Origin of the sequence: Massilia sp. 9I, from assembly GCF_902506415.1 — a bacterium.
Taxonomy (GTDB): Bacteria; Pseudomonadota; Gammaproteobacteria; order Burkholderiales; family Burkholderiaceae_D; genus Telluria.
Genome location: NZ_LR733275.1, coordinates 1142004 through 1165709, shown reverse-complemented (window position 1 = coordinate 1165709; position 23706 = coordinate 1142004). Strand labels below are relative to the sequence as shown.

Below are 23706 nucleotides of genomic sequence, written 5' to 3'. Positions count from 1 at the left end.
AGCAATGACAAAAGACGCGAAGAACCTGATCGTCGGCCTCGACATCGGCACCTCGAAGGTGGTGGCGGTCGTGGCCGAAGTGATGTCCGATGGACGCCACGAGGTGATCGGCCTCGGTCAGCACGAGTCGAAAGGATTGAAGAAAGGCGTGGTCGTCAACATCGAGGCCACCGTCGAGTCGATCCAGCGCGCGCTCGAAGAAGCGGAGCTGATGGCCGACTGCAAGATCCGCAATGTCTATGCTGGCATCGCCGGCAGCCATATCCGTTCGTTCAATTCGAGCGGCATGGTTGCGATCAAGGACAAGGAAGTCACCGCCACCGACGTTGCGCGCGTGATCGAGACCGCCAAGGCGGTCAACATCCCGACCGACCAGCAATTGCTGCACACCGTGCCGCAGGAATTCATCGTCGACAACCAGGAAGACGTGCGCGAGCCGATCGGCATGAGCGGCATCCGCCTGGAAGTGCGTGTGCACATCGTCACCGGTGCGGTGTCCGCGGTCCAGAATATTGTAAAGTGCGTGCGCCGTTGCGGGCTCGAGGTCTCGGACCTGATCCTGCAGCCGATCGCCTCGGCCGACGCGGTCCTGACCACCGACGAAAAGGAACTGGGCGTGGTCCTGATCGACATCGGCGGCGGCACCACCGACATCGCCGTGTACTCGGACGGCGCGATCCGCCACACCGCCGTGCTGCCGATCGCCGGCGACCAGATCACCAGCGACATCGCGATGGCGCTGCGCACCCCGACCGGCGAAGCCGAGGACATCAAGATCCGCTATGGCGTAGCCAAGCAGGTGCTGGCCGATCCGGGCGAAACCCTGGAAGTGCCGGGACTGGGCGACCGCGGCCCGCGCGCGCTGTCGCGCCAGGCGCTGGCAGCCGTGATCGAGCCGCGCGTCGAAGAACTGTTTGCGATGGTGCACACGGTGGTGCGCGAATCCGGCTACGAGGGCGTGCTCTCGTCGGGCATCGTGCTCACCGGCGGCAGCTCGATCATGCCCGGCATGATCGAAATGGCCGAAGACATTTTCCTCAAACCGGCGCGCCTCGGCACGCCGGACTACCGCGGCCAGTTGGCCGACGTCGTGCGCAGCCCACGCTACGCCACGGTGCTCGGCCTGCTGCTGGAAGCGAAGAAGCAGTACCTGCGCGGTCACATCGTCACGCGTCAGGATGGTTCGGTGAAGGCAGTCTGGCAACGCATGAAGGAATGGATAGCGGGGAACTTCTAAGTCAGGGCATTGGTATTCGCATCACAGCACGAAATTTTTTAGTACGGCAGCAACAAAACGTTCACGGGTAAAGATTTTTTAAATACAATCGCTACTTCCGGTTTCAGGGCTTTGTCAGGGGCCTGGCACCAGTCTTGAAACGGAAGCGGCATCTTGAAAATTGGGAGTTCGATATGGAGTTCGATATGGTCGATAACGCAGCACTGGGAACCGTTATCAAAGTTGTCGGCGTCGGCGGCGCCGGCGGCAACGCGGTTCAGCACATGATCAATAAAGGTGTGTCCGGTGTCGAGTTCATCGCCGCAAACACGGATGCGCAGGCGCTCGCGGTATCGAGCGCCAACAACATCATCCAGATCGGTGAATCCGGCCTGGGCGCGGGCATGCGTCCGGAAGTCGGCCGCCAGCTGGCCGAGCAGACCCGTTCGCGCATCGAAGATGCGCTGCGCGGCGCGCACATGGTCTTCATCGCAGCCGGCATGGGCGGCGGCACCGGTACCGGCGCCGCACCGATCGTCGCCGAAGTCGCCAAGACCATGGGCGCACTGACCGTGGCCGTGGTCTCGAAGCCGTTCTCCTACGAAGGCGACAAGTGCATGCAGGTCGCCGAGCAGGGCCTGGAAGAGCTGAGCAAGCACGTCGACTCCCTGATCGTCATCCTGAACGAAAAGCTGGAAGACATCTACGAAGACGAATCGATGCTGGACTGGATGAAGCACGCCGACGACGTCCTGAACAACGCCGTTGCCGGTATCGCCGAGATCATCAACGTGCCGGGCCACATCAACGTCGACTTCAACGACGTGAAGACCATCATGAGCGAGCAGGGCAAGGCCATGATGGGCACCGCGACCGCCGCCGGCGTGGACCGCGCGCGCATCGCCGCCGAACAGGCCGTGGCGTCGCCGCTGCTGGACGGCATCGACCTGTCGGGCGCCAAGGGCGTGCTGGTCAACGTGACCGCAAGCCGTGGCCTGAAGGGTAAGGAGATCAAGGAAGTCATGGCCGCCGTGCGCGCCTTCGCCGCACCGGACGCGTCGATCGCACAGGGCATCGCCTACGACGACTCGATGGGCGACGAGCTGCGCGTGACCGTGGTCGCGACCGGCCTGGGCAAGGCCAAGAAGATGCAGCTGGTGCAGCCGCAGCAGATGCTCAAGACCGGCACCTACAATGCGCCGGTGATGTCCGGTTCGTCGGCAGTCGCCGGCGGCCTGACCATGGGCCAGGCAGGCGGCGACGCCATGGGCGGCATGAAGCAGCCGGCCGTGTGGCGCCGCGAGCAGGCATCGGAGCAGGTGCAGGCGATGCAGCGCAATGGCGTCGAGACCTACGACATTCCGGCCTTCCTGCGCAAGCAGGCTGACTAAGCCGGCAAGGGTTGAGTAGAGAAGGGCCAGCGGAAGCTGGCCCTTTTTCTTTTGTGCGTTCGTGGCTACGGTACGAACTTGGAGGGAATAGTGCCAGTGGCACTATTCCCGCCTGCGCGGGAATGACGGCTTTAGAGCTAACGGGGGAAGGAGAGGCTGGCTCGATGCATCTTCTGCAAGGACTCGCCACTTCGGCGATAATTGCCAGATTCTCAAAACACTGAAGGAGCACACCCATGACCATCCAGATCGGCGACCGCCTGCCGGCAGGCACCCTGTCGGAATTCATCGAAACCGAAACCGCAGGCTGCTCGCTCGGCCCGAACACCTTCGAGGTGAGCGAACTGGCAAAAGGCAAGAAGATCGTCATCTTCGGCCTGCCGGGCGCCTTTACCCCGACCTGCTCGGCCCAGCACGTGCCGGGCTACGTCCAGAACGCCGAAGCACTGAAGGCCAAGGGCGTGGACGAAATCTGGTGCATCTCGGTCAACGACGCCTTCGTGATGGGCGCCTGGGGCCGCGACCAGAAATCGACCGGCATCGTGCGCATGATGGCCGACGGTAACGGCGCCTACTCGAAGGCCCTGGGCCTGGACGCCGACTTCTCCAAGCACGGCATGGGCACCCGCTCGAAGCGCTACTCGATGCTGGTCGAAGACGGCGTCGTCAAGCAGCTGAACGTGGAAACCGCCGGCTTCGAAGTCTCGGGCGCCGAGAAGATGCTGGAACAACTGGGCTGATCGAACCAACTCCTGCAAACGGCGCCGCGGCGCCGTTTTTTGTCACATGATCATCAATACCGAAACCCCCGACCAGCCTGAAGTGCGGGCCATGCTGGACAAGCTCGACACCTACTGCGCCGCGCTGTATCCGGCTGAATCGAACCACCTGATGGACATCGCCTCCTTGATGCAGGGCGACGTGCTGTTCCTGGTTGCGCGCGACGTCGGCGGGCGGGCGGTCGGCTGCGCCGCATTGGTCAACCGCAGCGGCTATGGCGAGATCAAACGCGTGTACGTCGAGGAAGCGGGCCGGGGCCGTGGCGTCGCCCGCAAGCTGATGGAACAGCTGATCATGTTTGCGCGCATGTCCGGCCTGCAGGTCCTGAAGCTGGAGACCGGCATCTATCAGCCGGAAGCGATCGCGCTGTACGAAGGCCTGGGCTTCACCGCCTGCCAGGCGTTCGGGGAATACCAGCCGGACCCCTTGAACCTCTACATGGAAAAGCATTTGTGAAGCGGCCCGCCGGCAACCTGTACAGCATCTACGCAATGGTGCTGGCCGTGTTCATGTTCGCCATGATGGACACGGTGATGAAACTGCTGTCGCAGCGCTACCCGGCGATCCAGGTCGCCGCGCTGCGTTCGCTCACCTCATTGCCGTTGATTGTTGTCTACGTCGGCGTCAAGGTCGGCTATGGCGGCATCTTCAAGATCCGCTGGCCGCTGCACTTCCTGCGCGCGGTGCTCGGCATTGCGATGCTGAGCTTTTTCGCTTTCGGCATCCGCAAGCTCTCGCTGGCCGAGGCCTACACGATCTTCTTCATCGCACCCGCGATCATCACCGCGCTGTCGGTCTGGTTCCTCAAGGAGCGCGTCGATAAAGCCCGCTGGATCGCCATCGGGGTGGGACTGTGCGGCGTGCTGGTGGTGCTGCGCCCGAGCGGCGCCGGCTTCCTCACCATCGGTGGCCTGGCGGTGCTGGGCGCGGCCTCGATGTATGCAGTGTCGGCAATCACGGTCGGCGTGCTGGCCAAGACCGACCGCAGCGAGTACATGGTGTTCTGGCTGATGGTCATGATGTCGATCGGCGCCACCCTGCTTGCGGCGCCGGGCTGGGTAAGCATGAACACGGGTGACATCCCGCTGCTGCTGGGCCTGGCGTTGACCGGCTTCATCGGCCAGCTGGCCATTACCGAAGCCTTCGCCAAGGGCGATGCCTCGAGCGTGGCGCCCTTCGAATACACGGCGCTGGCCTGGGCGGTCTGCCTCGACTGGCTGCTGTGGCAAACCCTGCCCGACGGCTGGACCGTGCTGGGCGCGGCGATCATCATCGGCAGCGGTATGTATCTGATTCGCCACGAAAAAGTGCACGTGGAATCGGACCACCCGTAGAAGCGGGGGCGAAGTGGCCCACGAGGCCACTGAGCGAAAGCATGGCCCGGAGCCCTGGGCTATAATCGTTTTTATGTTGAAACAAAGAACTATCAAGCAGGTCGTGCGCACCACCGGTGTGGGTGTCCACTCCGGTACCAAGGTCGAACTGACCCTGCGTCCGGCGCCGCCGGGCGCCGGCATCACCTTCCGCCGCGTCGACTATGACCCGATCGTCGCCATTCCGAGCGCGGCCGACGTGGTCGGCGAGACCCGCATGGCCACGGTCCTGATCAAGGACAATGCGCGCGTTTCCACCGTCGAGCATCTGATGTCGGCCTGCGCCGGCCTCGGCATCGACAACCTGGTGGTCGACGTCACCGCCGAAGAGATCCCGATCATGGACGGCTCGGCCGCTTCCTTCGTCTTCCTGCTGCAGCAGGCCGGACTGGAAGAGCAGGACGCGCCGAAGCGCTTCATCCGCGTGCTGAAGGACGTCGAGATCCGGCAGGGCGAGGGCAAGAACGAAAAGTGGGCGCGCCTGTCGCCCTACGATGGCTTCAAGCTCGACTTCTTCATCGAATTCAACCACCCGGCCGTGGACGGCACCATGCAGCGCGCCGCGGTCGATTTCGGCGACGTCTCCTACGTGCACGACGTCGCGCGTGCACGCACCTTCGGCTTCATGCAGGACGTGGAAACCCTGCGCGGCATGGGCCTGGCGCGCGGCGGCTCGCTGGAAAACGCGATCGTGATGGACGAGTACCGCATCCTGAACGCGGACGGCCTGCGCTACGAGGACGAATTCGTGCGCCACAAGATCCTGGACGCGATCGGCGACCTGTATATCGTCGGGCACCCGCTGCTGGCCAGCTACACGGCCCACAAGTCGGGCCACGCGCTCAACAACGAACTGCTGCGCAAGCTGCTGGCGCAGACCGATGCCTACGAATGGGTGGAGTTCGATTCTCTGAGCGAAGCGCCGCCGTCCTACCTGCGCCAGATGACACGGGAGTGGGCGCAGACCTGATGCCAGGCCGGGCAGCCTGGCCGAGAGCTACTTCCGCTTTTCCGCCAGGCGCCTGAGCGCCGCCACCAGATCCTTGTTCTGGCTGGTCTCTTCCAGCGATTCCGCCAGCTCCTCAAAGGCCTGCACCGCCGTTTTCGGCAGGGCCAAGACGCGCATCTCGGGCTTCTCGGCCATCGCACGTCCCACCTGCACCTTCAGTTTCACCGCTTCCACCGCCCAGCCGCGCCCCGCCAGCGAGGATTGCAGCTTGGGCAGCATCTGCTTCATGCGCGCCGCCACGGCCGAACTGGGCACGGCCAGCACCAGTGTCCCGTCCTGGAACGAGATCACATCGGTATTGCCGGCCATCACAGGCAGGATGGCCGCGCAGTCCGCCTGCAGGCGCGCCATCCGCATCGCGGCGGGCAGCAGGCTGGCCATGCGGTCATTCTTGCGCAGGAAATCGGTCGCGACGATCGAGGTCTGCCGGTTCTTGGTACCGTAGATATGCACTGGGAAGGAGGAGGGGAAAGCGTATGCCCGCACGATAGCACAAAGCGCGGCGCCAGGCACAGGGCCGGTAGCGCACTCGCCAGACTGTGGCGTTCAGTGCAATTTGATAACATTCTACTGTTCAGCAGCCTTGTTATCCTGCCCATCGTCCCCAAGTGTGGCCGGATCGCATGATAAAATCAGTAGCTTTTTGCCATAGGCGGTCTTCGGCGCCCGTATGACGGTGTGCCCCTGGCTCTTTTTGCGGCGTAATTTTCTAGAACACAGCAATGTCATTCCTGACCCAGATTTTCGGCAGCCGTAACCAGCGTCTGCTCAAGCAATACCAAAAGACCGTGCGCCAGATTAATGCGCTCGAGCCCCAGATGGAAAAGCTGTCGGACGCCGAACTCCAGGCCAAGACGCCGGAATTCAAGGACCGCCTGGCCAAGGGCGAGACCCTGGACGACATCCTGCCGGAAGCCTTCGCCGTCTGCCGCGAAGCCGCCAAGCGCGTCATGAAGATGCGCCACTTCGATGTTCAGCTGATCGGCGGCATGGTCCTGCACCAGGGCAAGATTGCCGAGATGGGCACCGGTGAGGGCAAGACCCTGATGGCGACCCTGCCGGTCTACCTGAACGGCCTGTCGGGCAAGGGCGTGCACGTTATTACCGTCAACGATTACCTGGCCCAGCGCGACGCCGAATCGATGGGCCGCCTGTACAGCTGGCTCGGCCTGACCACGGGCGTGAACCTGTCGCAGCTCGACCACGACAGCAAGCAGAAGGCCTATGCTTCGGACATCACCTACGGCACCAACAACGAATTCGGCTTCGACTACCTGCGCGACAACATGGTCTACGACGTGCGCGAACGCGTGCAGCGGACCCTGAATTTCTCCGTGGTCGACGAGGTCGACTCGATCCTGATCGACGAAGCCCGTACTCCGCTGATCATTTCCGGCCAGGCCGAGAGCCACACCGACCTGTACCACCGCATGAATGCGCTGCCGCCGCTCTTGACGCTGCAGATCGGCGAAGAGACCCCGGACGGCAAGGGCAAGATCGAAGTCCCGGGCGACTACACCAAGGACGAGAAGGCGCACACCGTGCTGCTGACCGAGGCCGGCCACGAAAAGGCCGAGGGCATACTGACCCAGTGGGGCCTGCTGCCGGAAGGCGCCTCGCTGTACGACGCCGCCAACATTACCCTGGTCCACCACATGTACGCGGCGCTGCGCGCCCACGTCCTGTACCACAAGGACCAGCACTACGTGGTGCAGAACAATGAAGTGGTGATCGTCGACGAATTCACCGGCCGCCTGATGACGGGCCGCCGCTGGTCGGACGGCCTGCACCAGGCCGTGGAAGCCAAGGAAGGCGTGCGCATCCAGAACGAGAACCAGACCCTGGCCTCGATCACCTTCCAGAACTACTTCCGCATGTATGCCAAGCTGGCCGGCATGACCGGTACGGCGGACACCGAGGCCTACGAATTCCAGGAGATCTACGGCCTGGAAACCGTGGTCGTCCCGCCGAACAAGCCGTCGCAGCGCAAGGACCGCCAGGACCAGGTCTACAAGTCGTCCGAAGAGAAGTACAACGCGATGCTGATCGACATCCGCGACTGCTACGAGCGCGGCCAGCCGGTGCTGGTGGGTACCACCTCGATCGAGAACTCGGAACTGCTGTCCGGCATCCTGAACAAGGCCAAGCTGCCGCACAACGTGCTGAACGCGAAGCAGCACGCGCGCGAAGCGGAAATCATCGCGCAGGCGGGCCGTCCGAAGATGATCACCATCGCCACCAACATGGCGGGCCGTGGTACCGACATCGTCCTCGGCGGTAACGTCGAAAAGCAGATCCAGCTGATCGAAGCGAATGATGCGCTGGCGGACGCCGACAAGGCGGCCCAGTCGCAGACCCTGCGCGACGAATGGCAGTCGCTGCACGACCACGTGGTGAACGCCGGCGGCCTGCACATCATCGGTACCGAGCGCCACGAATCGCGCCGGGTCGACAACCAGCTGCGCGGCCGTTCGGGCCGCCAGGGCGACCCGGGTTCCTCGCGCTTCTACCTGTGCCTGGACGATCCGCTGCTGCGCATCTTCGCCGGCGACCGCGTGCGCGCGATCATGGAACGCCTGAAGATGCCGGAAGGCGAACCGATCGAAGCGGGCATCGTGACCCGTTCCATCGAAACCGCCCAGCGCAAGGTCGAAGCCCGCAACTTCGACATCCGTAAACAGCTGCTGGAATACGACGACGTCGCCAACGACCAGCGCAAGGTAATCTACACCCAGCGTAACGAGCTGCTGGAATCGGTCGACATGGCCGAGCTGATCGCCTCGCTGCGCGTGGGCGTGTTCACCGACCTGGTGCGCCAGTACGTGCCGGCCGAATCGGTGGAAGAGCAGTGGGACATCGCCTCGCTGGAGTCGGTGCTGGCTGCCGAGTGGGGCTTGCCGGTGCCGCTGCAGAAGATGCTGGCCGAAGATCCGAACCTGAACGACGACGACATCCTCGAGCGCGTGCTGAAAGCCGCCGAAACCTCGTATGAAAGCAAGGTCGAAGTGGTGGGCCGCGAATCCTTCGGCGGCTTCGAGCGCAACGTCATGCTGCAAAGCCTGGACACCCACTGGCGCGAGCACCTGGCGGCGCTGGACCACCTGCGCCAGGGTATCCACCTGCGCGGCTACGCCCAGAAGAACCCGAAGCAGGAGTACAAGCGCGAAGCCTTCGAACTGTTCAGCAACATGCTGGACCTGATCAAGAACGAAGTGATCCGCACCGTGATGACGGTCCGCATCCAGACCCGCGAAGAAGTCGAAGCGGCGGAAGCGGCGATGGCGGCGCAGGCAGCGCAGCTGGAAAACCTCAACTTCCAGCACGCCGACTTCAACCCGTCCGCGGCGCCGGAAGAGCTGCTCAACCCGAACCCGGTGGGCGGCGGCGCGGCCCCGGTGGCGGCGGAAGACCACAGCACCTACATGGGCGTGAAGGTCGGCCGCAACGATCCGTGCCCTTGCGGCAGCGGCAAGAAGTTCAAGCAGTGCCACGGCAGGCTGGCGTAAGCTGCTCTAGCTTGTAAACGGAAACGGCCGGGTTGAGACCCGGCCGTTTTTTTATGTTTGTGTTACGCGACGAACTTGGGCGAATGGATGCCAGTGGCATCGATTCGGCCTTCGCCGGGACGACGGTTTTTAGGCAAGGGGTAGAAAACAGGCTATCAGCTTAACCGGCAGCATAAAACAACGTCATCCCGGCGCAGGCCAAAATGATGCCACTGGCATCATTTCGTCCAATTTTGCATGCTTAAAGGTAGCGCCGATGGAAGCGACTACCCAGACGAGTCAGGACTTCGTACCCGATCGTCCCCGACAGTGCCGCCACCTCATCCACCGGCTGGTGTTCGCCCATCAGCTCCACCTCCGCCCCCGGTACGACGCGTTCCGGCGCAATCCCGGTGACATCCACCGTGATGCTGTCCATCGACACCCTTCCCACGAAGGGCACGGCGACGCCGTCCACAAAACCGAACCCGCGTCCCGACAACGAACGCTGCCAGCCATCCGCATAGCCCACCGCGATGGTCGCGATGCGGCGTTCGCTCGCTACCAGGTGATACGCGCCATACCCCACGACGTCGCCCTCGCGCACGGTACGTACCTGCACGATGCGCGCATGCAGCGAAACCGCCTGCTTCAAGGGATTCGCCATGCCCGGCTGCGGGTTGATGCCGTACAGCGCAGCGCCCGGGCGCAGCAGGTCGTAGTGGAAGTCGGGACCGAGGAACACGCCCGAGGAATTGGCCAGGCTGGCCGGCACGCCGGGGAACAGTTCGCGCAGGCTGTCAAAGCGGCGGCGCTGGGTTTCGTTCAGCGGGTGTCCCGGCTCGTCGGCGCAGGCCAGGTGGCTCATCACGAGGCTAGGGCGTACGCCGGCGAGCCAGTCGCGATCGCGTGACATGGAGGACAGGTCCGCGCTGGCGATACCCATGCGCGACATGCCGGTGTCGACCTGGATCGCGGCCGGCAGCTCGCGCCCGAGCTTAGCCGCCAATGCGCGCCATTCCTGCACCTGGCCCGGGTCGTTCAGCACCGGCCGCAGGTCGTACTGGAAGAAGTCGGTCGCGGTGCCCGGCGGCGGGCCGTGCAGCACGTAGATGGCGCTGTCGTCCGGCACCAGCTGGCGCAGGCGGATGCCTTCATCCAGGTGGGCAGTGAAGAATACGCGGCAGCCTTCGAGCGCCAGCGCGGGCGCCACCTGTTCCATGCCGAGGCCGTAGGCGTCGGCTTTCATCACGGCCGCGCAGGCCCCTTTGGTCTTCCCGGCCAGCAGCCGGTAATTGTCACGGATCGCACCGAGGTCGATCGTGAGCCGCGCCCCGGCACGGGACGCATCCACCGAATCCACCATCGACGCTTACGCCTTGACCAGTTCCGGCTGCGCGCCTGCTGGCTGCGTACCGGCGTAGCGGAACACTGCCAGGTCGTCGGCGCGGATGGCGGGCTTCTTGCCGCTCACCAAGTCCGCGATGACCGCGGCCGAGCCGCAGGCCATGGTCCAGCCCAGGGTGCCGTGGCCGGTGTTGACGAACAGGTTGCGCAGCGGGGTGGCGCCGACCACCGGGGTGCTGTCCGGGGTCATCGGGCGCAGGCCGGTCCAGAACGAGGCCTGGCGGGTGTCGCCGGCGCCCGGGAACAGGTCGTTGACGACCATCTCCAGGGTCTCGCGGCGCGCCGGGTTCAGGTACTTGCTGTAACCCGCGATCTCGGCCATGCCGCCGACGCGGATGCGGTCTTCGAAGCGGGTGACGGCGATCTTGTAGCTTTCATCCAGGATGGTCGACACCGGCGCGCGGCTCTCGTCCGTGATCGGCACGGTGATCGAGTAGCCCTTGAGCGGGTAGACCGGCAGCTGGAACTGGTCTTTCAACAGCAGGCGCGAGTAGCTGCCCAGCGCCAGCACGTAACGGTCGGCCGTGAGGGTGGCTTTGTCGGTGCGCACGCCGGTAATCTGGCCATTCGTGATGTCGAGCGCGCGGATGCTGGTGTCGAACTCGAAGCGCACGCCGAGGTCGCGCGCCATCGCGGTCAGGCGGCTGGTGAACAGCTGGCAGTCGCCGGTTTCGTCGTTCGGCAGGCGCAGGCCGCCGACCAGCGTGCCGTGGCTGCCCAGCGCCGGCTCGGCCTTGCCCAGGTCATGGCCGAGCAGCAGTTCGTATTCCACGCCAGCGTGCTTGAGCACTTCGATGTCTTTGGCGGCACTGTCGAGCTGCTGCTGGGTGCGGAACAGCTGGATCGTGCCCAGGCTGCGGCCTTCGTACTCGATCCCAGTGTCGGCGCGCAGTTCGCGGATGCAGTCGCGGCTGTACTCGGCCAGGCGCACCATGCGTTCCTTGTTCACCGCATAGCGGTCGGCCGTGCAGTTGCGGTACATCTGCCACATCCACTGGAGCTGGAACAGCGAGCCGTCCGGGCGGATCGCCAGCGGCGCGTGCTTCTGGAACAGCCACTTCGCGGCCTTCAGCGGGATGCCCGGCGCCGCCCACGGCGAGGCGTAGCCCGGCGAAATCTGGCCGGCGTTGGCGAAGCTTGTCTCCAGGGCAGGGCCGGGTTGACGGTCGATGACGGTGACGTCGTGGCCGGCCTTGGCCAGGTAGTATGCGGTGGTCACGCCGACCACGCCGCTGCCCAGTACGAGAACGCGCATGTGCCTAGTTCCTGAAGTTAGTGATGCGGGATTTAGAAAAGATTGCCATCTTACCGCCCATGATGGAATAATGGTTTCTGTTATTACACACGTTTTCAGTGAAACTTCATGCGCGTCCAGAAGAATTCCAATCGCGTCCTCGACAAGATCGACCTCCACATCCTGTCGGTCCTGCAGGACGATGCGCGCATCGTCATGAAAGACCTGGCCGAGCAGGTGGGCCTGTCGCTGACGCCCTGCATCGAGCGGGTCAAGCGCATGGAGCGCGACGGCGTCATCACCGGCTACCACGCGCGCGTCAATCCGCAGGCCATGGGCCTGCAGATCCTGGTGTTCGTCGAGATCACGCTGCACCAGAAATCCGAAAAGGCCTTCGATCGCTTCCGCCGCGCGATGCTCGGCATTCCCGAGGTGATGGAGTGCCATCTCGTATCTGGGGACTTCGACTATTTGATCAAGGCGCGGATCCCGGAAATGTCGGAATACCGGCGCCTCCTGGGCGAGATTCTGCACGTGGCCGATGCCGGCCAGTCGAAGAGCTACGTGGTGATGGAAGAGCTGAAGGAAACGCTGGCGCTGTCGATCCCGCGCTGAGCCGTGCCAGGTCGAGCCACTGTGCATAAAAGCGGCAGCTGGTCCGGGCCGACGCTCCGGCAGGACGTCGTTGCGGTTAGGATGATGCTTCGATAACGCGGGAGGCGGCATGCAGGCAACACGTTGGATTCTGTTAGGGGCAGTGCTGGTGCTGGGCACGGGCGCCGCCGGACCGGAGGAACGCCATTTCGCGCCATCCGGCCTGTTCGAGCTCCAAGCCGCGGTAGATCTGGGTATGCGCAATCCGGACGGCGGGGCCGTGTTGCAAAAGCCCAAGCTCCTCTGCGCCAAGATCCCTCAACAGCAAGGTTTGCCAAAAAATATGCGCGACAGCGGATGCACCGACGTGCCGGGAGTGATGCAAGGCGATCGCGTCGTGTTCGACAGCGCTTGTCCATGGGGCCGGGCGCACTTCGCTGTTCGTCAGGTGGACGCGCAGACTTGGGAATCCACCCTGGAGGAGGAGCGTCTCCCCTTAGCCGGCGGCGCCGGCCTCCGCGCCGATCCGGAGCTACGCAGGATGATGGCCGACGTGGGCCGACATGGCGATCCTGACGAGCGCGAAGCCGCGCGACGCACCCTCGCCGAGATGGAGGCAAAGGAGCAAGGCGCCGGCAGGGCGCCTATCCGTACCAGGGTGGTTGTGCGCATGAAGCGACTCGCGCCGGATTGTACTTAGCCGCCTGGCGCCATGAGCGCGGGATCGTGGCCCCATGTTGGTGAACATGGAACGGCATGCGCGCCCGTCTTGCCAAGCGGCGCGCATGCCGGCAGGACGACTTACCAGGCCATCTTGTTCCAGGTGTCGTCGCCGACGATGCCGTCCGCACTCAAGCCCTTCGAGGTCTGGAAGTTCTTCACCGCCGTCGCCGTGGCCGGACCGAAGGCGCCGTCCACCGTAATGCCCGCGCCGCTCTCGTTGAGCTGGCTCTGCACGGCGCGCACCTTGGCCCCCGAGTCGCCCTGCTGGGTCAGAATGGTCAACGCCGGCCAAGTGGCGTTGCCGACGATGCCGTCCGCGCCCAGGGCATGCGAGGACTGGAAGTTCTTCACCGCGTTCTGGGTCGCGGTGTCGAAACTGCCGTTCACGGTGAGCGTGTAGCCCCACTGCTGCAGCAGGTACTGGATGGTGCGTACGCGCTCGCCGGTGTTCCCGTACTGGACCAGCGGCCAGGTGGTGGCGGTGCCGCCGCCCGAGGTGCTGCCGGCCACGAGAGATTTATAGCGCGGCCAGTCCCAGCCCGAACCGGGGTCGGTGTGGCTCTGGCTGGCATAGTTGACGTGGCCCTTGACGTTGTAGAGCGAATCGCTTGGCACCGCGTTCCAGCCGCTGCTGCCGTCATACACCTTTTGCGCCAGCGTGCGCGAGGCGAGGATGTCCTTGGTCAGCGCGGCCGAGGCGTTGTACATCGCGGTGGTGTACCAGGCCGAGGGGTTGGCGATGTAGCCCTCGTGCTCGATGCCGATGGTGTAGCCGTTCGAGTTCCCAACGTGCCAGGCCTTGTCGGCTTCGCGCACCATCTGGGTCACCTGGCCGTCCGAGGAACGGATCACGTAGTGGGCGCTGACGCCGGCGCTGCAGTTCTGGAACCAGGAGATCGAGCCGGCATAGGAGCCCTGGGTGGTGTGCACGGTTACGTGGCTGACCGCCGCGGTTCGCGCGGAATAGTTGCAGCTGGCGGCCGGGTTCCAGATGGCCGGCGGGTAGTCGGTCGAAGCAAGCGCCGGCTGGGCCGACGCGACGAAACACAGGCCTGCGAGTAGGCACCGCATTGTGGTTTTCATGGATATTGTCTCCGTATTCTGCTCGTTATTATTGGTTCGGGGTGCTGGTGAAATCCGGCGCCGAAATCTTTGGATCGGGCGTGCCGGTTTCGATGGTGATGCGGCGCGCGGACAGCTTGCGCAGCCTGTCCTTGCCGAAGGCCTTCTCCATCTCGACGTGCTTCTGGTCGATCTCGAACTTGTCGCTGCGGCGGCCCTGGCGGATAGCGGTCAGCACTTCGTAGCTGTAGATCTTTGCGATCTCGGGCTGCGGGATGCCGCTGTAGCGCGCCACTGCGGCTTCCCAGTCCTCGAGCGGGAAGCCCTTGTTCTTGCGGGCGCCGTACTGGGCGAGCAGGGCGGCGGCGGCGCGGATGTTGGAGCGCGTGTCGGACGCCGCCTGTTCGGGCGTGACGCGGATCAGGGCCGCGCCTTCAAGCAGGGAGTGGCCGAAGTGGTTGTCGTCGCGCAGGCCCATGATGCCGTAGCTGATCGGCATGCCCTCGTGGGATTCGACCTCGACCTCGGGCTCGCCGTTTTTCTTGAGCTTGCCCTTCGGGACGTGTGGGTGCCAGCGCGTTTCGGCGTAGGCGATCGACTGCAGCAGTTCGACCGGTACGTTGAACTCGTTCGAGGCTTCCTTGAAATACTGTTTGTACTGCTTCGCCGACACGGTCAGCTCGGCCGGTTTGCCGTCGGCGAAGGCGAGCGGCGATGCCGCTGCTCCCGCAAGTGCTGCACATAGCACGGCCACCAGCCGCGCTTTGACGCTTACGTTCATCGTTGTCTCCAGTATTGTTTGAATGTGCCCCGGCCGGGTGGCCGGACCGGGGGCTCCGCCGGCGCGAAAAACGCTGCGTTGGCGGGCCTTTCGAGTATATGCATACTCCTGATGAGCAAATCGCAAGCGTTTGATTTAGAACAATATTTCGGCAGAAATGAATCGTGCGCAAGGTGCCACTGAAAGTCGGTCCATGAGCCCTGATTAAGGAGCTGTAAGTACGGGTTATCGCTTCATGCGACCTGCATAAGTCGGGAATGGAATCACGGGCCGGAATGGCTGGCTCGCCGTGGTCGCCGCTGGCGGTACAATATCGGATTACCTATCTTTTCTTTCATGAGATCGCCATGGCCGTCAATTCCCCCCTGCCAGTCGCAGCCGACCTGAAACCCGTCGACGGTATCGAGATCGGCTATGCCGAAGCCGGTATCAAGAAGCCCAACCGCAAGGACCTGCTGGTCATGAAGCTGGCCGAAGGCGCGACCGTCGCCGGCGTCTTCACCAAGAACCGCTTCTGCGCCGCGCCGGTCCAGGTGAGCAAGGCCAACCTCGCGGCCGTGCAGAGTGGCGGCAAGCCGATCCGCGCGCTGGTGGTCAACACCGGCAACGCCAACGCCGCCACCGGCGAACAGGGCCTGGCCAATGCGCAGGCCACCTGTGCCGAAGTCGCCAAGCTGCTGGGACTGGACGCGCAGCAGGTGCTGCCGTTCTCCACCGGCGTCATTCTCGAACAGCTGCCGATCCAGAAGGTGGTCGCGGGCCTCCCTGCCGCGGTGTCTAACCTGAAGGCGGACAACTGGTTCAACGCCGCCGAAGCGATCATGACCACCGACACCCAGCCGAAGGCTGCCTCGCGCACCGTCACCATCGGTGGCCATACCGTCACCATGACCGGCATCAGCAAGGGCGCCGGCATGATCAAGCCGAACATGGCGACCATGCTGGGCTACCTGGCGATCGATGCTCGAGTGGCGCAGCCGGTGCTCGACGAGCTGGTGAAGCACGCGGCCGACCACTCGTTCAACAGCATCACCATCGATGGCGACACCTCGACCAACGACTCCTTCATCATCGTCGCTACCGGCGCAGGCAGCCTAGCGGTCGACGCCGCATCTGGCGCCGACTACGAGGCGCTGAAGGAAGCCGTGACCGACATCTCGCGCAACCTGGCGCAGCAGATCATCCGCGACGGCGAAGGCGCGACCAAGTTCATGACCATCACGGTGGAGCAGGGTAGCGACGTCGAAGAGTGCCGCAAGATCGCCTACTCGATCGCACACTCGCCGCTGGTCAAGACCGCCTTCTTCGCCTCGGACCCGAACCTGGGCCGCATCCTGGCCGCAATCGGCTACGCCGGCGTGGACGACCTCGACACCACCAAGCTCGATCTCTACCTGGACGACGTGTGGGTGGCGAAGAGCGGCGGCCGCAATCCGGATTACAAGGAAGAAGACGGCCAGCGCGTCATGAAGCAGGCCGAGATCACCGTGCGCGTGACCCTGGGCCGCGGCAATGCCACCGCCACCGTCTGGACCTGCGACCTGTCGCATGACTACGTCTCGATTAACGCCGACTACCGCTCGTAATCGATGACACCGCTGGAACAGTTCCTGCACCGCGCCGAAGCCCTGCTGGCGCGGGTCGAAGCGGTCCTGCCGCCGGCAGTGCCGCGCGAGCCGGACTGGAAGCGCAGCTTCGCCTTCCGCTGGCGCAAGCGTGTGAACGGCGGCGGCAAGTACCTGTCGCCGGTGCTGCATGCCTCGACCATCCGGCTCGAAGACCTGCAGCACGTCGACGCCCAGAAGCGCCAGATCGAGCAGAACACCCGCCAATTCGTGCTGCGCCGTCCGGCCAACAACGTGCTGCTGACCGGCGCGCGCGGCACCGGCAAGTCGTCCCTGATCAAGGCCTGCCTGAACGGTTTCGCCGACCAGGGCCTGCGCCTGATCGAAGTGGACAAGGCTGACCTGGCCGACCTGCCCGACATCGTCGAGCTGGTAGCGGGCCGGCCGGAGCGCTTCGTGATCTTCTGCGACGACCTCTCGTTCGAAGAAGGCGAGGCGGGCTACAAGGCGCTCAAGGTGGCGCTCGACGGCAGCATTTCGGCGCAGTCGGACAATGTGCTGATCTACGCGACCTCGAACCGGCGCCACCTGATGCCGGAGAAGATGTCGGACAATGCCGGCTACTCGCACGGCGACGATGGCGACCTGCATCCGGGCGAGACGGTCGAAGAGAAGATCTCGCTGTCGGAGCGCTTCGGCCTGTGGCTGTCCTTCTACCCGTTCAAGCAGGACGACTATCTCGGCATCGTGGCGCACTGGCTGGCCAGCTTCGGCTGCACGGTGGAGCAGATCGAGGCGGCGCGCCTGGAAGCGCTGCAGTGGGCCTTGCAGCGCGGCTCGCGCTCGGGCCGCGTGGCATGGCAATTTGCGAAGGACTATGCCGGCAGGCTGCCGGACGAAGAAACCAATGATTGAAGAAGTAAAGGCAAAACCGGTCGACGTCGCGGTCGGCATCCTGATGCGCGCGAACGGCGACGTGCTGCTGGGCCAGCGCCCGGAAGGCAAGCCCTATGCGGGCTACTGGGAATTCCCGGGCGGGAAAGTGGAGCAGGGCGAGGACATCTTCCACGCACTGCAACGCGAATTCGTCGAAGAACTGGGCGTGCGGGTGCTGAGCGGCGAGGCCTGGTGCTGCGTCGAACACGTGTACGAGCACGCGCACGTGCGCCTCTATTTCTACATCTGCCGCGAGTGGGAAGGCGAGCCGCAAAGCCTGGAAGGGCAGGCGTTTGCATGGCAGGGTGCGTACAGCGTCAGTCCGCTGTTGCCGGCGACGATACCGCTGCTGGAGTGGCTGGACTTGGTGCGTTACCCGTCCGCCGGTTAGTCCTGCAGTTAATCCACCCCATCGCCGCGCCGTTCACGTTGGTAGCGCTCGCGCCGCTTGCGTTCCAGGCGCTCTTGCTGCAGGCGCGAGATGTTCGCGTTCCAGCGCTTCTCGCGCCACCGCTGGAAAGGCTCGCAGCGCCGTCCCGGACGGTCGCGCGATCGCCCGCAGTCCCCACCTCCACAGTCGCAGCCGGGCAGGTCGCCGACATCGCAGCCGCCGCAATCGCAGTCGCCACGCTGATAATGCAGTAGTGGGTTACGCGCCGGCGCTGATCCAGCGATACGGTCGCGGTGGACTTCGCCGCAGCGCTGCAGGCGACGGTCGAGCAGGGCCAGGCCTGCCAGCAGGCCGTGGCGCTCGATCGCGCGGTAGCCATAGGCCGAGCAACTGGCGCCGCCCGTGGCGACACGGTAGGCGCAGGAGAAGCCTTTGAGGGGAGAGAGGTGGCGCTGATACAGGCGGATCGCCCACAGCGCAAGGCGCGACAGCATCGAAGCAGGGCCGCCGCGCATCCGTCCTTAGTCGTCGGTCGGTTTGTCGACCTCGGGATCGCCTTGCACGGCGCCGGGGATCGTGTACTTCTCTTCCGCCCAGGCGCCCAGGTCGATCTGCTTGCAGCGTTCGGAGCAGAACGGGCGATACTTGTTCGCCGGAGTCCATTCGACCTTCTTGCCGCAGGTCGGGCAGGCTACAACAGTCATTTCAATACCAGTCAAAAATTACAGAGGGTCAGGTTGAAGGGCACGTCGGTTTCGAGTGCCTTCGGCTTGCAGTCGCCATCATGCGTGGTGAAGCGTACCCACAGCATATACTTGTTGGCCGAGATTTCGGGGATCGCGCCAAGCGAATCGTCGATCGACAGGCGCAGCATCTGGTACACCTTCCCCTGCAGCATCTGCTGGTAACTGCCGCCGGTAGCGATCATCTTGACCGGACCGCCGGAATCGCGCAGCAGGCGGAGCACCAGGGCCAGGGCTTCGAACAGCGGGGCCAGCGGGGCGAACCAGCCCATGATGTCGGCTTGGCGCTGCTCGGCCGGTCGGTGCTGCCAGGCGTAGTAGGAAGGCAGGTCGAACTCGCAGGCGCCGCCCGGGATGATGGTACGGCCGCGGATGCTCATCAGCCATTCGTTATCGCGTACGTTCTGGCCGGTCTTGCCCTGGCTTGCGACCAGCGCGCTGCTGACGGCGTCCAGCTCGGCCAGCACGGCGTCCAGCGTCTCGGTGGCGACGTTCGGATTGCTGCGGTAGGAAAGCAGGCTCTGCTTCTGCCGCTCGAGTTCCTGCAGCAGGTCCGACTTCAGGTCGGCACGGCCGGCCACTTCCAGCATGTCGAAGATCGTGGCGAGGGCCACGTGATGTTGCATCGGGTGCTCTTGTTGCACAAAAAACTTGAACTTGTCGTACAGGTCTTCCAGCCGCAACAACGTGCGAATCCGCTCGTTGAAAGGATATTCGTAGACGATCAAAATGACATTCCTCTGAATGTAGGCTGGCGAGCAACCCCGTGATTCTGAACCATGCTGCGCAAAATTACAAATCCCGCATTGACTTAATTCAATTTAGGGCTGTTTTAATTTACTTTGAGATAAATACAGCGCATGTAAAACCTCTACCTGGGGGCGCAGCGCGTCCAATCCGTCGTCGTTCAGGATGATGTCGTCGGCCGCCGCGCGGCGCTGTTCCCGGGTCACCTGCGCCGCCATGATGGCGCGGACCTGGTCCTCGCTAATGCCGCTCCTGGCCATCACACGCGCCACCTGCAACGCTTCCGGACAGTCGATCGCCAGCACCCGCGTGACCCGCTCGCGCCAGGTGCCGGACTCGATCAGGAGCGGCACCACGAAGATCACGTAGTCGCCGGTCGCAATGCTTGCTGCTGCCGCGGTGGCTTCGCGGATGCGCGGATGCAGGATGGCTTCGAGGCGGGCGCGGGCGGTGTCGTCGGTAAATACAAGGGCGCGCATTTTCGCGCGGTCGAGCGCGCCATCCGGCGTGGCGAAGCCGTCGCCGAATTCGGCCAGCAGGGCCGGCATCGCGGCGCCGTGCGGGGCGGTGAGTGCGTGGGCGATCTGGTCGGTGTCGATGACCGAGGCGCCGAGCTCGGCGAACATGTCGGCCACGGTGCTCTTGCCGCAGCCGATGCCGCCGGTCAGGCCGACGGAAAACGCGAGATTGCGTGGCGCGTTCATTCTCAGCCGGTGACGACAGCCTGCAGCTGGGCGCTGATGCCGGTGCCGTAGAGCAGGGCGATCAGGCCAGCCGCCGCCAGGTAGGGACCGAAGGGAATCGGCTTGTCGCGGCCGCGCTTGGCGAACACGATCAGGCTGATGCCGACCAGCGCACCGACCACCGAGGACAGCAGGATGATGGTCGGCAGCATTTGCCAGCCGAGCCAGGCGCCCAAGGCGGCCAGCAGCTTGAAGTCGCCGTAACCCATACCTTCCTTGCCGGTGACCAGCTTGAACAGCCAGTACACGGCCCACAGCACCAGGTAGCCGGCGGCGGCGCCGATTACCGCATCCTGCAGCGGCACGAAGGTGCCGTGCAGGTTCACCAGCAGGCCAGCCCACAGCAGGGGATAGGTCAGGTCGTCCGGCAGCAGCTGGGTGTCGATGTCGATGAAGGTCATCGCGACCAGCAGGAACAGGAACAGCAGGGTGGCCAGGCCGGCCAGGCCGCTGCCGAAGGTCCAGACCAGCACGCCGGCGAGCACGCCGGTCAGCAGTTCGACCGCCGGGTAGCGCGGCGAGATCGGCGCCTTGCACTTGCGGCACTTGCCGCGCAGCGCCAGCCAGCTGATCACCGGGATGTTTTCCATGGCCGTGATCTGGTGCCCGCAGTGCGGACAGGCCGAACGCGGGACCATCAGGTTGTAGCGGTCGGTGTGCGGCGGCTCCTTGCCGCTTTCCTGCGCCACATAATTGTCGGACTCGCGCTGCATCATCTTGGGAATCCGGTGGATGACCACGTTCAAGAAACTGCCGACGAGCAGCCCGAACAGGGCGGCCACGAGGGTGGCGCTGAGTGTGGCCGGCGGGGCGAACAGCAGGGATTCCAGGGGCATGGCGGCAGGGTCCGATCAAAAAAGATTCTTTACATCAACCTATTGTAGAGCTTTCCCGTCATTTGGCGAAGCATCTCCAGGCGATCGTGGCTTTTCGATCCCCTGCCATGCTGGCGCACGATTGTGACGGATCATGGCTGGACCGTGGCGCGCGGCTACGCTGGCCTCATTGGCCGGTTTTCGGCCGCAGCCAGGTGCCTGCAATGCCGCGCGCAACATTGACTTTCCTGAACCACGCCTGCTTCATGGTGCGCACCGACGCTGCGCTGCTGGTGGCCGATCCCTGGCTCGAGGGGGCGGTGCTGGACGGCGCCTGGAGTCTGATAGACGGCGCGACCAGCACCGCCAGCCTGCTCGACACCCTGAATTCCGCCGGCGTGCCCATCTATATATGGTGCTCGCGCGCCCAGCCGGACCACTTCTCGCTGCCTTTCCTGCGCCGGTTCCGCTCCGAATTCCGCGGCATCGCCACCTTCCTCTACCGCCCCGGGCGCGACATGCGCATCGGCGACGAGCTGCGCCGCCTGCGGCTGCCGCTGGCCGAATGCCCGGATGGCGTCACGGTGGCGCTGGCCGGCGACCTGCGCCTGACCGCACTGGCCAACGGCGACGGCGATACCGCCTGCCTGATCGGCTGCGGCGGCCGCACCATCCTGAACCTGGGCGATCGCGCGCTGCCTACCGCCGAGGCCTGCCATGCGGCGGCGCCGCGCATCGGCCGGGTGGCGTCGCGCATCGACGTGCTGCTCACCGGCTTCGGCAGCATGGGCTGGTGCGGCAACCCCGAGCAGTTCGCGCTGCGCGAAGCGGGGGCCAAGGCGGCGGTGGAGCGCCTGGCAGTGCAGGTCGAACGCTTCCGGCCCAAGCTGGTGCTGCCGATCGCTTCCTTTGCGCGCTTTGCGCGGGCCGACAACGTCTGGCTGAACGGCGGCAGGATGTCCCCCAGCGAGCTGCTGGAGGTGTCGCGCCTGGAAGGCGTGCGTGGCGTGGTGCGTTTCCTGGCGCCGGGCGCCAGCATCGACCTGCTGCGCGACACGCCAGGCACGCTGGCGTCCGCACACGCCCGCGCGCTCGAACACTGGACCGAGTGCTGGCGCAGCCGCCCGCCACCGCTGCCGCGTCCGCCGCAGGCTTCGCTGGGCGAGCTGAAGGCAGCTTTTTCGCGCTACCGCGAGCGCGTCACGACCGGGCTGCACGTCCTGCCGCGGCTGCTGGAGACGGTCGGCACGCTGCGGCCGCTGCTGGTGCACCTGCCCGACCTGCGCCAGACGGTCGAGCTGTCCTACCGCCACGGCTTTCGCTTGAAATCGCGCGAGACGGCGGCGCACGTGGCAATGTTCTCGGGCACCGCGCTGCAGTTGCTGCGCGCCGAGGACGGCTTCGATACGGTGTATGCCGGCGGCTGCTTCTGGACTTTGCGGCGCAGCGGGCTGCCGGTGTTCGGGCGTTTCTTCCTGCCGCAGCGGATGGGACGGCGCGGCGCGGACCGGCGCAGCCCGCTCAAGATGGGTGGCTACCTGTGGCGCGCGCTGGTGGGACGGATGGCGCGCCAGTTGCAGGCGGCGCTGCGCTGACAGGCGGGGGCGCCGGGCGGGAGCCCGGCAACAGGATTACGGCTGGTTCAGCTTGCCGATGACGCTCGCCACCTTGGTGGTGATCACATCGACGGCCGGGCCATTGGCGCCGTGCGGCAGGATGACATCGGCGTGGCGCTTGGTGGGTTCGATGAACTGCTTGTGCATCGGGCGCACCGTTTCCAGGTACTGGTTGACGATGCTCTCCATCGTCCGGCCGCGTTCGGCGATATCCCGCTGCATGCGGCGGATGAAGCGCACGTCGGGAGCGGTGTCGACGAAGATCTTCAGCGACATCATCTTGCGCAAGTCGGCGTCGTACAGGGCAAACAGGCCTTCGATCACGATCACCGGCGCCGGCTTGACGGGAATGGTCTTGTTGGAGCGGTTGTCGATCGTGAAGTCGTACTCCGGCATCTGGATCGTTTCGCCGTTGCGCAGGGCGCGCACGTGCTCCACCAGCAGCGGCCAGTCGAAGGCCTGCGGATGGTCGTAGTTCTGCTTGCGGCGCACTTCCGGCGTGAGGTCGGACTGGTCGCGGTAGTAGTCGTCCTGCATCACGACCGAGACCATGTCGGCGCCGAAAGAAGCCAGCACCTGCTGGGTCACCGTTGACTTGCCGCTGCCGCTGCCGCCGGCGACACCAATCACAAACGGGTGGTAGGAAATCTCATTCATCCCCGCATGATACCGGAGCGGGGGCCGGACCGACAGGGGCGGTTGATGCAATTTGGCCCGATTGGCAAGCTTTTGATGTCTGCCAACTCGGCCGCGACCTCAGCGCCGTTCGGCCTTTGTCCTTGCCAGATAGGCGCGCACATCGTCGAAGCTGACCCCGCCCCGGCGCGCGGTATCGATCTCGTCGAAATGCCTGGCAACGAAACCGAAGCGCTTCGCTTCCTCACGCGTCAGGCTGCCGTTGCTGTCGACGTCCGCCGTCTTGAACTGCGCCTCCAGCTTGGCCAGCGCCTGCGCGCGCAAGGCCTCGCCTGCCGCCGGCGGTGGCGTGGCGGGACGGTTGCGCAGGGCGGGCGGCAACTGGCCGTCGGCGCCGACTGGGTCCTGGGCGGCGGCCAGGCTGGAGGCGCCCATCATCAAAAGAACGAGGAACATGGT

The 23706-nt window shown here is 64.7% G+C and carries 26 protein-coding genes; 13 read left to right on the top strand and 13 right to left on the bottom strand.

The window, feature by feature from the left end; translation table 11 throughout:
* The first annotated feature begins 4 nt into the window (after positions 1 to 4).
* Complete coding sequence (ftsA, locus tag GV068_RS05225) at positions 5 to 1237, top strand: cell division protein FtsA (protein WP_159696325.1); 1233 nt, start codon at positions 5 to 7, stop codon at positions 1235 to 1237.
* A 38-nt stretch (positions 1238 to 1275) separates the two neighbouring features.
* Here the strand turns inward: ftsA and GV068_RS24900 are convergent, their stop codons facing one another.
* Complete coding sequence (locus GV068_RS24900) at positions 1276 to 1500, bottom strand: hypothetical protein (protein ID WP_201303420.1); 225 nt, start codon at positions 1498 to 1500, stop codon at positions 1276 to 1278.
* On the opposite strand from GV068_RS24900, the gene ftsZ reads away from it, so the two are divergent.
* From ftsZ to lpxC, 5 genes are all read left to right on the top strand, one after another.
* Positions 1411 to 2607 (top strand): cell division protein FtsZ, encoded by a 1197-nt coding sequence (gene ftsZ / locus GV068_RS05220; RefSeq protein ID WP_159696324.1) that lies wholly within the window; start codon positions 1411 to 1413, stop codon positions 2605 to 2607. The genes GV068_RS24900 and ftsZ overlap by 90 nt on opposite strands.
* Positions 2608 to 2843: 236 nt before the next feature.
* Positions 2844 to 3347 carry a peroxiredoxin gene (locus tag GV068_RS05215; RefSeq protein WP_159696323.1) on the top strand — a complete coding sequence of 168 codons (504 nt, stop codon included), beginning with the start codon at positions 2844 to 2846 and terminating at the stop codon, positions 3345 to 3347.
* 46 nt (positions 3348 to 3393) lie between these two features.
* The gene (locus GV068_RS05210; protein WP_159696322.1) at positions 3394 to 3843 is read left to right on the top strand and encodes a GNAT family N-acetyltransferase; all 450 of its coding nucleotides are present in this window, start codon (positions 3394 to 3396) and stop codon (positions 3841 to 3843) included.
* A gap of 35 nt (positions 3844 to 3878) precedes the next feature.
* Positions 3879 to 4721, top strand: coding sequence for a DMT family transporter (locus tag GV068_RS05205; RefSeq protein WP_159704616.1), 843 nt, complete (start codon positions 3879 to 3881; stop codon positions 4719 to 4721).
* Between the two features lie 73 nt (positions 4722 to 4794).
* Positions 4795 to 5730 carry a UDP-3-O-acyl-N-acetylglucosamine deacetylase gene (gene lpxC / locus GV068_RS05200; RefSeq protein WP_159696321.1) on the top strand — a complete coding sequence of 312 codons (936 nt, stop codon included), beginning with the start codon at positions 4795 to 4797 and terminating at the stop codon, positions 5728 to 5730.
* Between the two features lie 27 nt (positions 5731 to 5757).
* Here lpxC and GV068_RS05195 read toward each other — a convergent pair whose 3' ends face one another.
* Positions 5758 to 6222, bottom strand: coding sequence for a DciA family protein (locus GV068_RS05195; RefSeq protein WP_229463763.1), 465 nt, complete (start codon positions 6220 to 6222; stop codon positions 5758 to 5760).
* A gap of 269 nt (positions 6223 to 6491) precedes the next feature.
* Here GV068_RS05195 and secA point away from each other — a divergent pair, with 269 nt between their 5' ends.
* The gene (gene secA, locus GV068_RS05190) at positions 6492 to 9275 is read left to right on the top strand and encodes a preprotein translocase subunit SecA (RefSeq protein WP_159696320.1); all 2784 of its coding nucleotides are present in this window, start codon (positions 6492 to 6494) and stop codon (positions 9273 to 9275) included.
* Positions 9276 to 9516: 241 nt separating this feature from the next.
* Here the strand turns inward: secA and alr are convergent, their stop codons facing one another.
* Both alr and GV068_RS05180 read right to left on the bottom strand, forming a co-directional pair.
* Positions 9517 to 10608 (bottom strand): alanine racemase, encoded by a 1092-nt coding sequence (gene alr / locus GV068_RS05185; protein WP_229463761.1) that lies wholly within the window; start codon positions 10606 to 10608, stop codon positions 9517 to 9519.
* Positions 10609 to 10626: 18 nt separating this feature from the next.
* Positions 10627 to 11916, bottom strand: coding sequence for a D-amino acid dehydrogenase (locus tag GV068_RS05180; RefSeq protein ID WP_159696318.1), 1290 nt, complete (start codon positions 11914 to 11916; stop codon positions 10627 to 10629).
* 108 nt (positions 11917 to 12024) lie between these two features.
* Between GV068_RS05180 and GV068_RS05175 the strand changes: the two genes are divergently transcribed.
* A complete protein-coding gene (locus GV068_RS05175; protein WP_159696317.1) occupies positions 12025 to 12510 on the top strand; it encodes an Lrp/AsnC ligand binding domain-containing protein in 486 nt (161 codons plus the stop codon).
* A gap of 109 nt (positions 12511 to 12619) precedes the next feature.
* On the top strand, positions 12620 to 13189 hold the full coding sequence (locus tag GV068_RS05170; protein ID WP_159696316.1) for a hypothetical protein: 570 nt from the start codon (positions 12620 to 12622) through the stop codon (positions 13187 to 13189).
* Positions 13190 to 13290: 101 nt separating this feature from the next.
* Here GV068_RS05170 and GV068_RS05165 read toward each other — a convergent pair whose 3' ends face one another.
* Together GV068_RS05165 and GV068_RS05160 are read right to left on the bottom strand one after the other, a co-directional pair.
* Positions 13291 to 14283: a peptidoglycan-binding protein gene (locus tag GV068_RS05165; protein WP_201303244.1), complete on the bottom strand. Its 993-nt coding sequence runs from the start codon at positions 14281 to 14283 to the stop codon at positions 13291 to 13293.
* A 40-nt stretch (positions 14284 to 14323) separates the two neighbouring features.
* On the bottom strand, positions 14324 to 15055 hold the full coding sequence (locus GV068_RS05160) for a transglycosylase SLT domain-containing protein (RefSeq protein ID WP_159696314.1): 732 nt from the start codon (positions 15053 to 15055) through the stop codon (positions 14324 to 14326).
* A gap of 347 nt (positions 15056 to 15402) precedes the next feature.
* On the opposite strand from GV068_RS05160, the gene argJ reads away from it, so the two are divergent.
* Genes argJ through GV068_RS05145 form a run of 3 tightly spaced genes read left to right on the top strand, consistent with a single transcriptional unit; the run spans position 15403 to position 17947 of the window.
* Entirely contained in the window at positions 15403 to 16641 is a 1239-nt protein-coding gene (gene argJ / locus GV068_RS05155; RefSeq protein ID WP_159696313.1) for a bifunctional glutamate N-acetyltransferase/amino-acid acetyltransferase ArgJ, read from the top strand.
* Between the two features lie 3 nt (positions 16642 to 16644).
* Positions 16645 to 17535: an ATP-binding protein gene (locus GV068_RS05150; RefSeq protein WP_159696312.1), complete on the top strand. Its 891-nt coding sequence runs from the start codon at positions 16645 to 16647 to the stop codon at positions 17533 to 17535.
* Positions 17528 to 17947 (top strand): NUDIX domain-containing protein, encoded by a 420-nt coding sequence (locus GV068_RS05145; RefSeq protein WP_159696311.1) that lies wholly within the window; start codon positions 17528 to 17530, stop codon positions 17945 to 17947. Before GV068_RS05150 ends, GV068_RS05145 begins: the two co-directional genes overlap by 8 nt.
* 8 nt (positions 17948 to 17955) lie before the next feature.
* Here GV068_RS05145 and yidD read toward each other — a convergent pair whose 3' ends face one another.
* The 5 genes from yidD to GV068_RS05120 form a co-directional block, all read right to left on the bottom strand.
* Positions 17956 to 18441, bottom strand: a complete 486-nt coding sequence (gene yidD / locus GV068_RS05140; protein ID WP_229463759.1) for a membrane protein insertion efficiency factor YidD — start codon at positions 18439 to 18441, stop codon at positions 17956 to 17958.
* A gap of 27 nt (positions 18442 to 18468) precedes the next feature.
* A complete protein-coding gene (gene yacG / locus GV068_RS05135) occupies positions 18469 to 18651 on the bottom strand; it encodes a DNA gyrase inhibitor YacG (protein WP_159696309.1) in 183 nt (60 codons plus the stop codon).
* Between the two features lie 11 nt (positions 18652 to 18662).
* On the bottom strand, positions 18663 to 19418 hold the full coding sequence (zapD, locus tag GV068_RS05130) for a cell division protein ZapD (protein ID WP_159696308.1): 756 nt from the start codon (positions 19416 to 19418) through the stop codon (positions 18663 to 18665).
* A 93-nt stretch (positions 19419 to 19511) separates the two neighbouring features.
* A complete protein-coding gene (gene coaE, locus GV068_RS05125; RefSeq protein WP_159696307.1) occupies positions 19512 to 20141 on the bottom strand; it encodes a dephospho-CoA kinase in 630 nt (209 codons plus the stop codon).
* Between the two features lie 2 nt (positions 20142 to 20143).
* Positions 20144 to 21016 (bottom strand): A24 family peptidase, encoded by an 873-nt coding sequence (locus GV068_RS05120; protein ID WP_159696306.1) that lies wholly within the window; start codon positions 21014 to 21016, stop codon positions 20144 to 20146.
* A gap of 203 nt (positions 21017 to 21219) precedes the next feature.
* Between GV068_RS05120 and GV068_RS05115 the strand changes: the two genes are divergently transcribed.
* On the top strand, positions 21220 to 22590 hold the full coding sequence (locus tag GV068_RS05115) for a hypothetical protein (protein ID WP_159696305.1): 1371 nt from the start codon (positions 21220 to 21222) through the stop codon (positions 22588 to 22590).
* Between the two features lie 36 nt (positions 22591 to 22626).
* Here the strand turns inward: GV068_RS05115 and udk are convergent, their stop codons facing one another.
* A complete protein-coding gene (gene udk, locus GV068_RS05110; protein WP_159696304.1) occupies positions 22627 to 23268 on the bottom strand; it encodes a uridine kinase in 642 nt (213 codons plus the stop codon).
* Between the two features lie 99 nt (positions 23269 to 23367).
* Positions 23368 to 23703, bottom strand: coding sequence for an EF-hand domain-containing protein (locus tag GV068_RS05105; protein WP_159696303.1), 336 nt, complete (start codon positions 23701 to 23703; stop codon positions 23368 to 23370).
* Positions 23704 to 23706: the final 3 nt, after the last annotated feature.

Coding starts and splice junctions, on each gene's coding strand:
- ftsA (WP_159696325.1), top strand. CDS start 5: ATGACAAAAGACGCGAAGAACCTGATCGTCGGCCTCGACATCGGCACC.
- ftsZ (WP_159696324.1), top strand. CDS start 1,411: ATGGAGTTCGATATGGTCGATAACGCAGCACTGGGAACCGTTATCAAA.
- GV068_RS05215 (WP_159696323.1), top strand. CDS start 2,844: ATGACCATCCAGATCGGCGACCGCCTGCCGGCAGGCACCCTGTCGGAA.
- GV068_RS05210 (WP_159696322.1), top strand. CDS start 3,394: ATGATCATCAATACCGAAACCCCCGACCAGCCTGAAGTGCGGGCCATG.
- GV068_RS05205 (WP_159704616.1), top strand. CDS start 3,879: ATGGTGCTGGCCGTGTTCATGTTCGCCATGATGGACACGGTGATGAAA.
- lpxC (WP_159696321.1), top strand. CDS start 4,795: ATGTTGAAACAAAGAACTATCAAGCAGGTCGTGCGCACCACCGGTGTG.
- secA (WP_159696320.1), top strand. CDS start 6,492: ATGTCATTCCTGACCCAGATTTTCGGCAGCCGTAACCAGCGTCTGCTC.
- GV068_RS05180 (WP_159696318.1), bottom strand. CDS start 11,916: ATGCGCGTTCTCGTACTGGGCAGCGGCGTGGTCGGCGTGACCACCGCA.
- GV068_RS05175 (WP_159696317.1), top strand. CDS start 12,025: ATGCGCGTCCAGAAGAATTCCAATCGCGTCCTCGACAAGATCGACCTC.
- GV068_RS05170 (WP_159696316.1), top strand. CDS start 12,620: ATGCAGGCAACACGTTGGATTCTGTTAGGGGCAGTGCTGGTGCTGGGC.
- GV068_RS05165 (WP_201303244.1), bottom strand. CDS start 14,283: ATGCGGTGCCTACTCGCAGGCCTGTGTTTCGTCGCGTCGGCCCAGCCG.
- GV068_RS05160 (WP_159696314.1), bottom strand. CDS start 15,055: ATGAACGTAAGCGTCAAAGCGCGGCTGGTGGCCGTGCTATGTGCAGCA.
- argJ (WP_159696313.1), top strand. CDS start 15,403: ATGGCCGTCAATTCCCCCCTGCCAGTCGCAGCCGACCTGAAACCCGTC.
- GV068_RS05150 (WP_159696312.1), top strand. CDS start 16,645: ATGACACCGCTGGAACAGTTCCTGCACCGCGCCGAAGCCCTGCTGGCG.
- GV068_RS05145 (WP_159696311.1), top strand. CDS start 17,528: ATGATTGAAGAAGTAAAGGCAAAACCGGTCGACGTCGCGGTCGGCATC.
- yidD (WP_229463759.1), bottom strand. CDS start 18,441: ATGCTGTCGCGCCTTGCGCTGTGGGCGATCCGCCTGTATCAGCGCCAC.
- yacG (WP_159696309.1), bottom strand. CDS start 18,651: ATGACTGTTGTAGCCTGCCCGACCTGCGGCAAGAAGGTCGAATGGACT.
- coaE (WP_159696307.1), bottom strand. CDS start 20,141: ATGAACGCGCCACGCAATCTCGCGTTTTCCGTCGGCCTGACCGGCGGC.
- GV068_RS05120 (WP_159696306.1), bottom strand. CDS start 21,016: ATGCCCCTGGAATCCCTGCTGTTCGCCCCGCCGGCCACACTCAGCGCC.
- GV068_RS05115 (WP_159696305.1), top strand. CDS start 21,220: ATGCCGCGCGCAACATTGACTTTCCTGAACCACGCCTGCTTCATGGTG.
- udk (WP_159696304.1), bottom strand. CDS start 23,268: ATGAATGAGATTTCCTACCACCCGTTTGTGATTGGTGTCGCCGGCGGC.
- GV068_RS05105 (WP_159696303.1), bottom strand. CDS start 23,703: ATGTTCCTCGTTCTTTTGATGATGGGCGCCTCCAGCCTGGCCGCCGCC.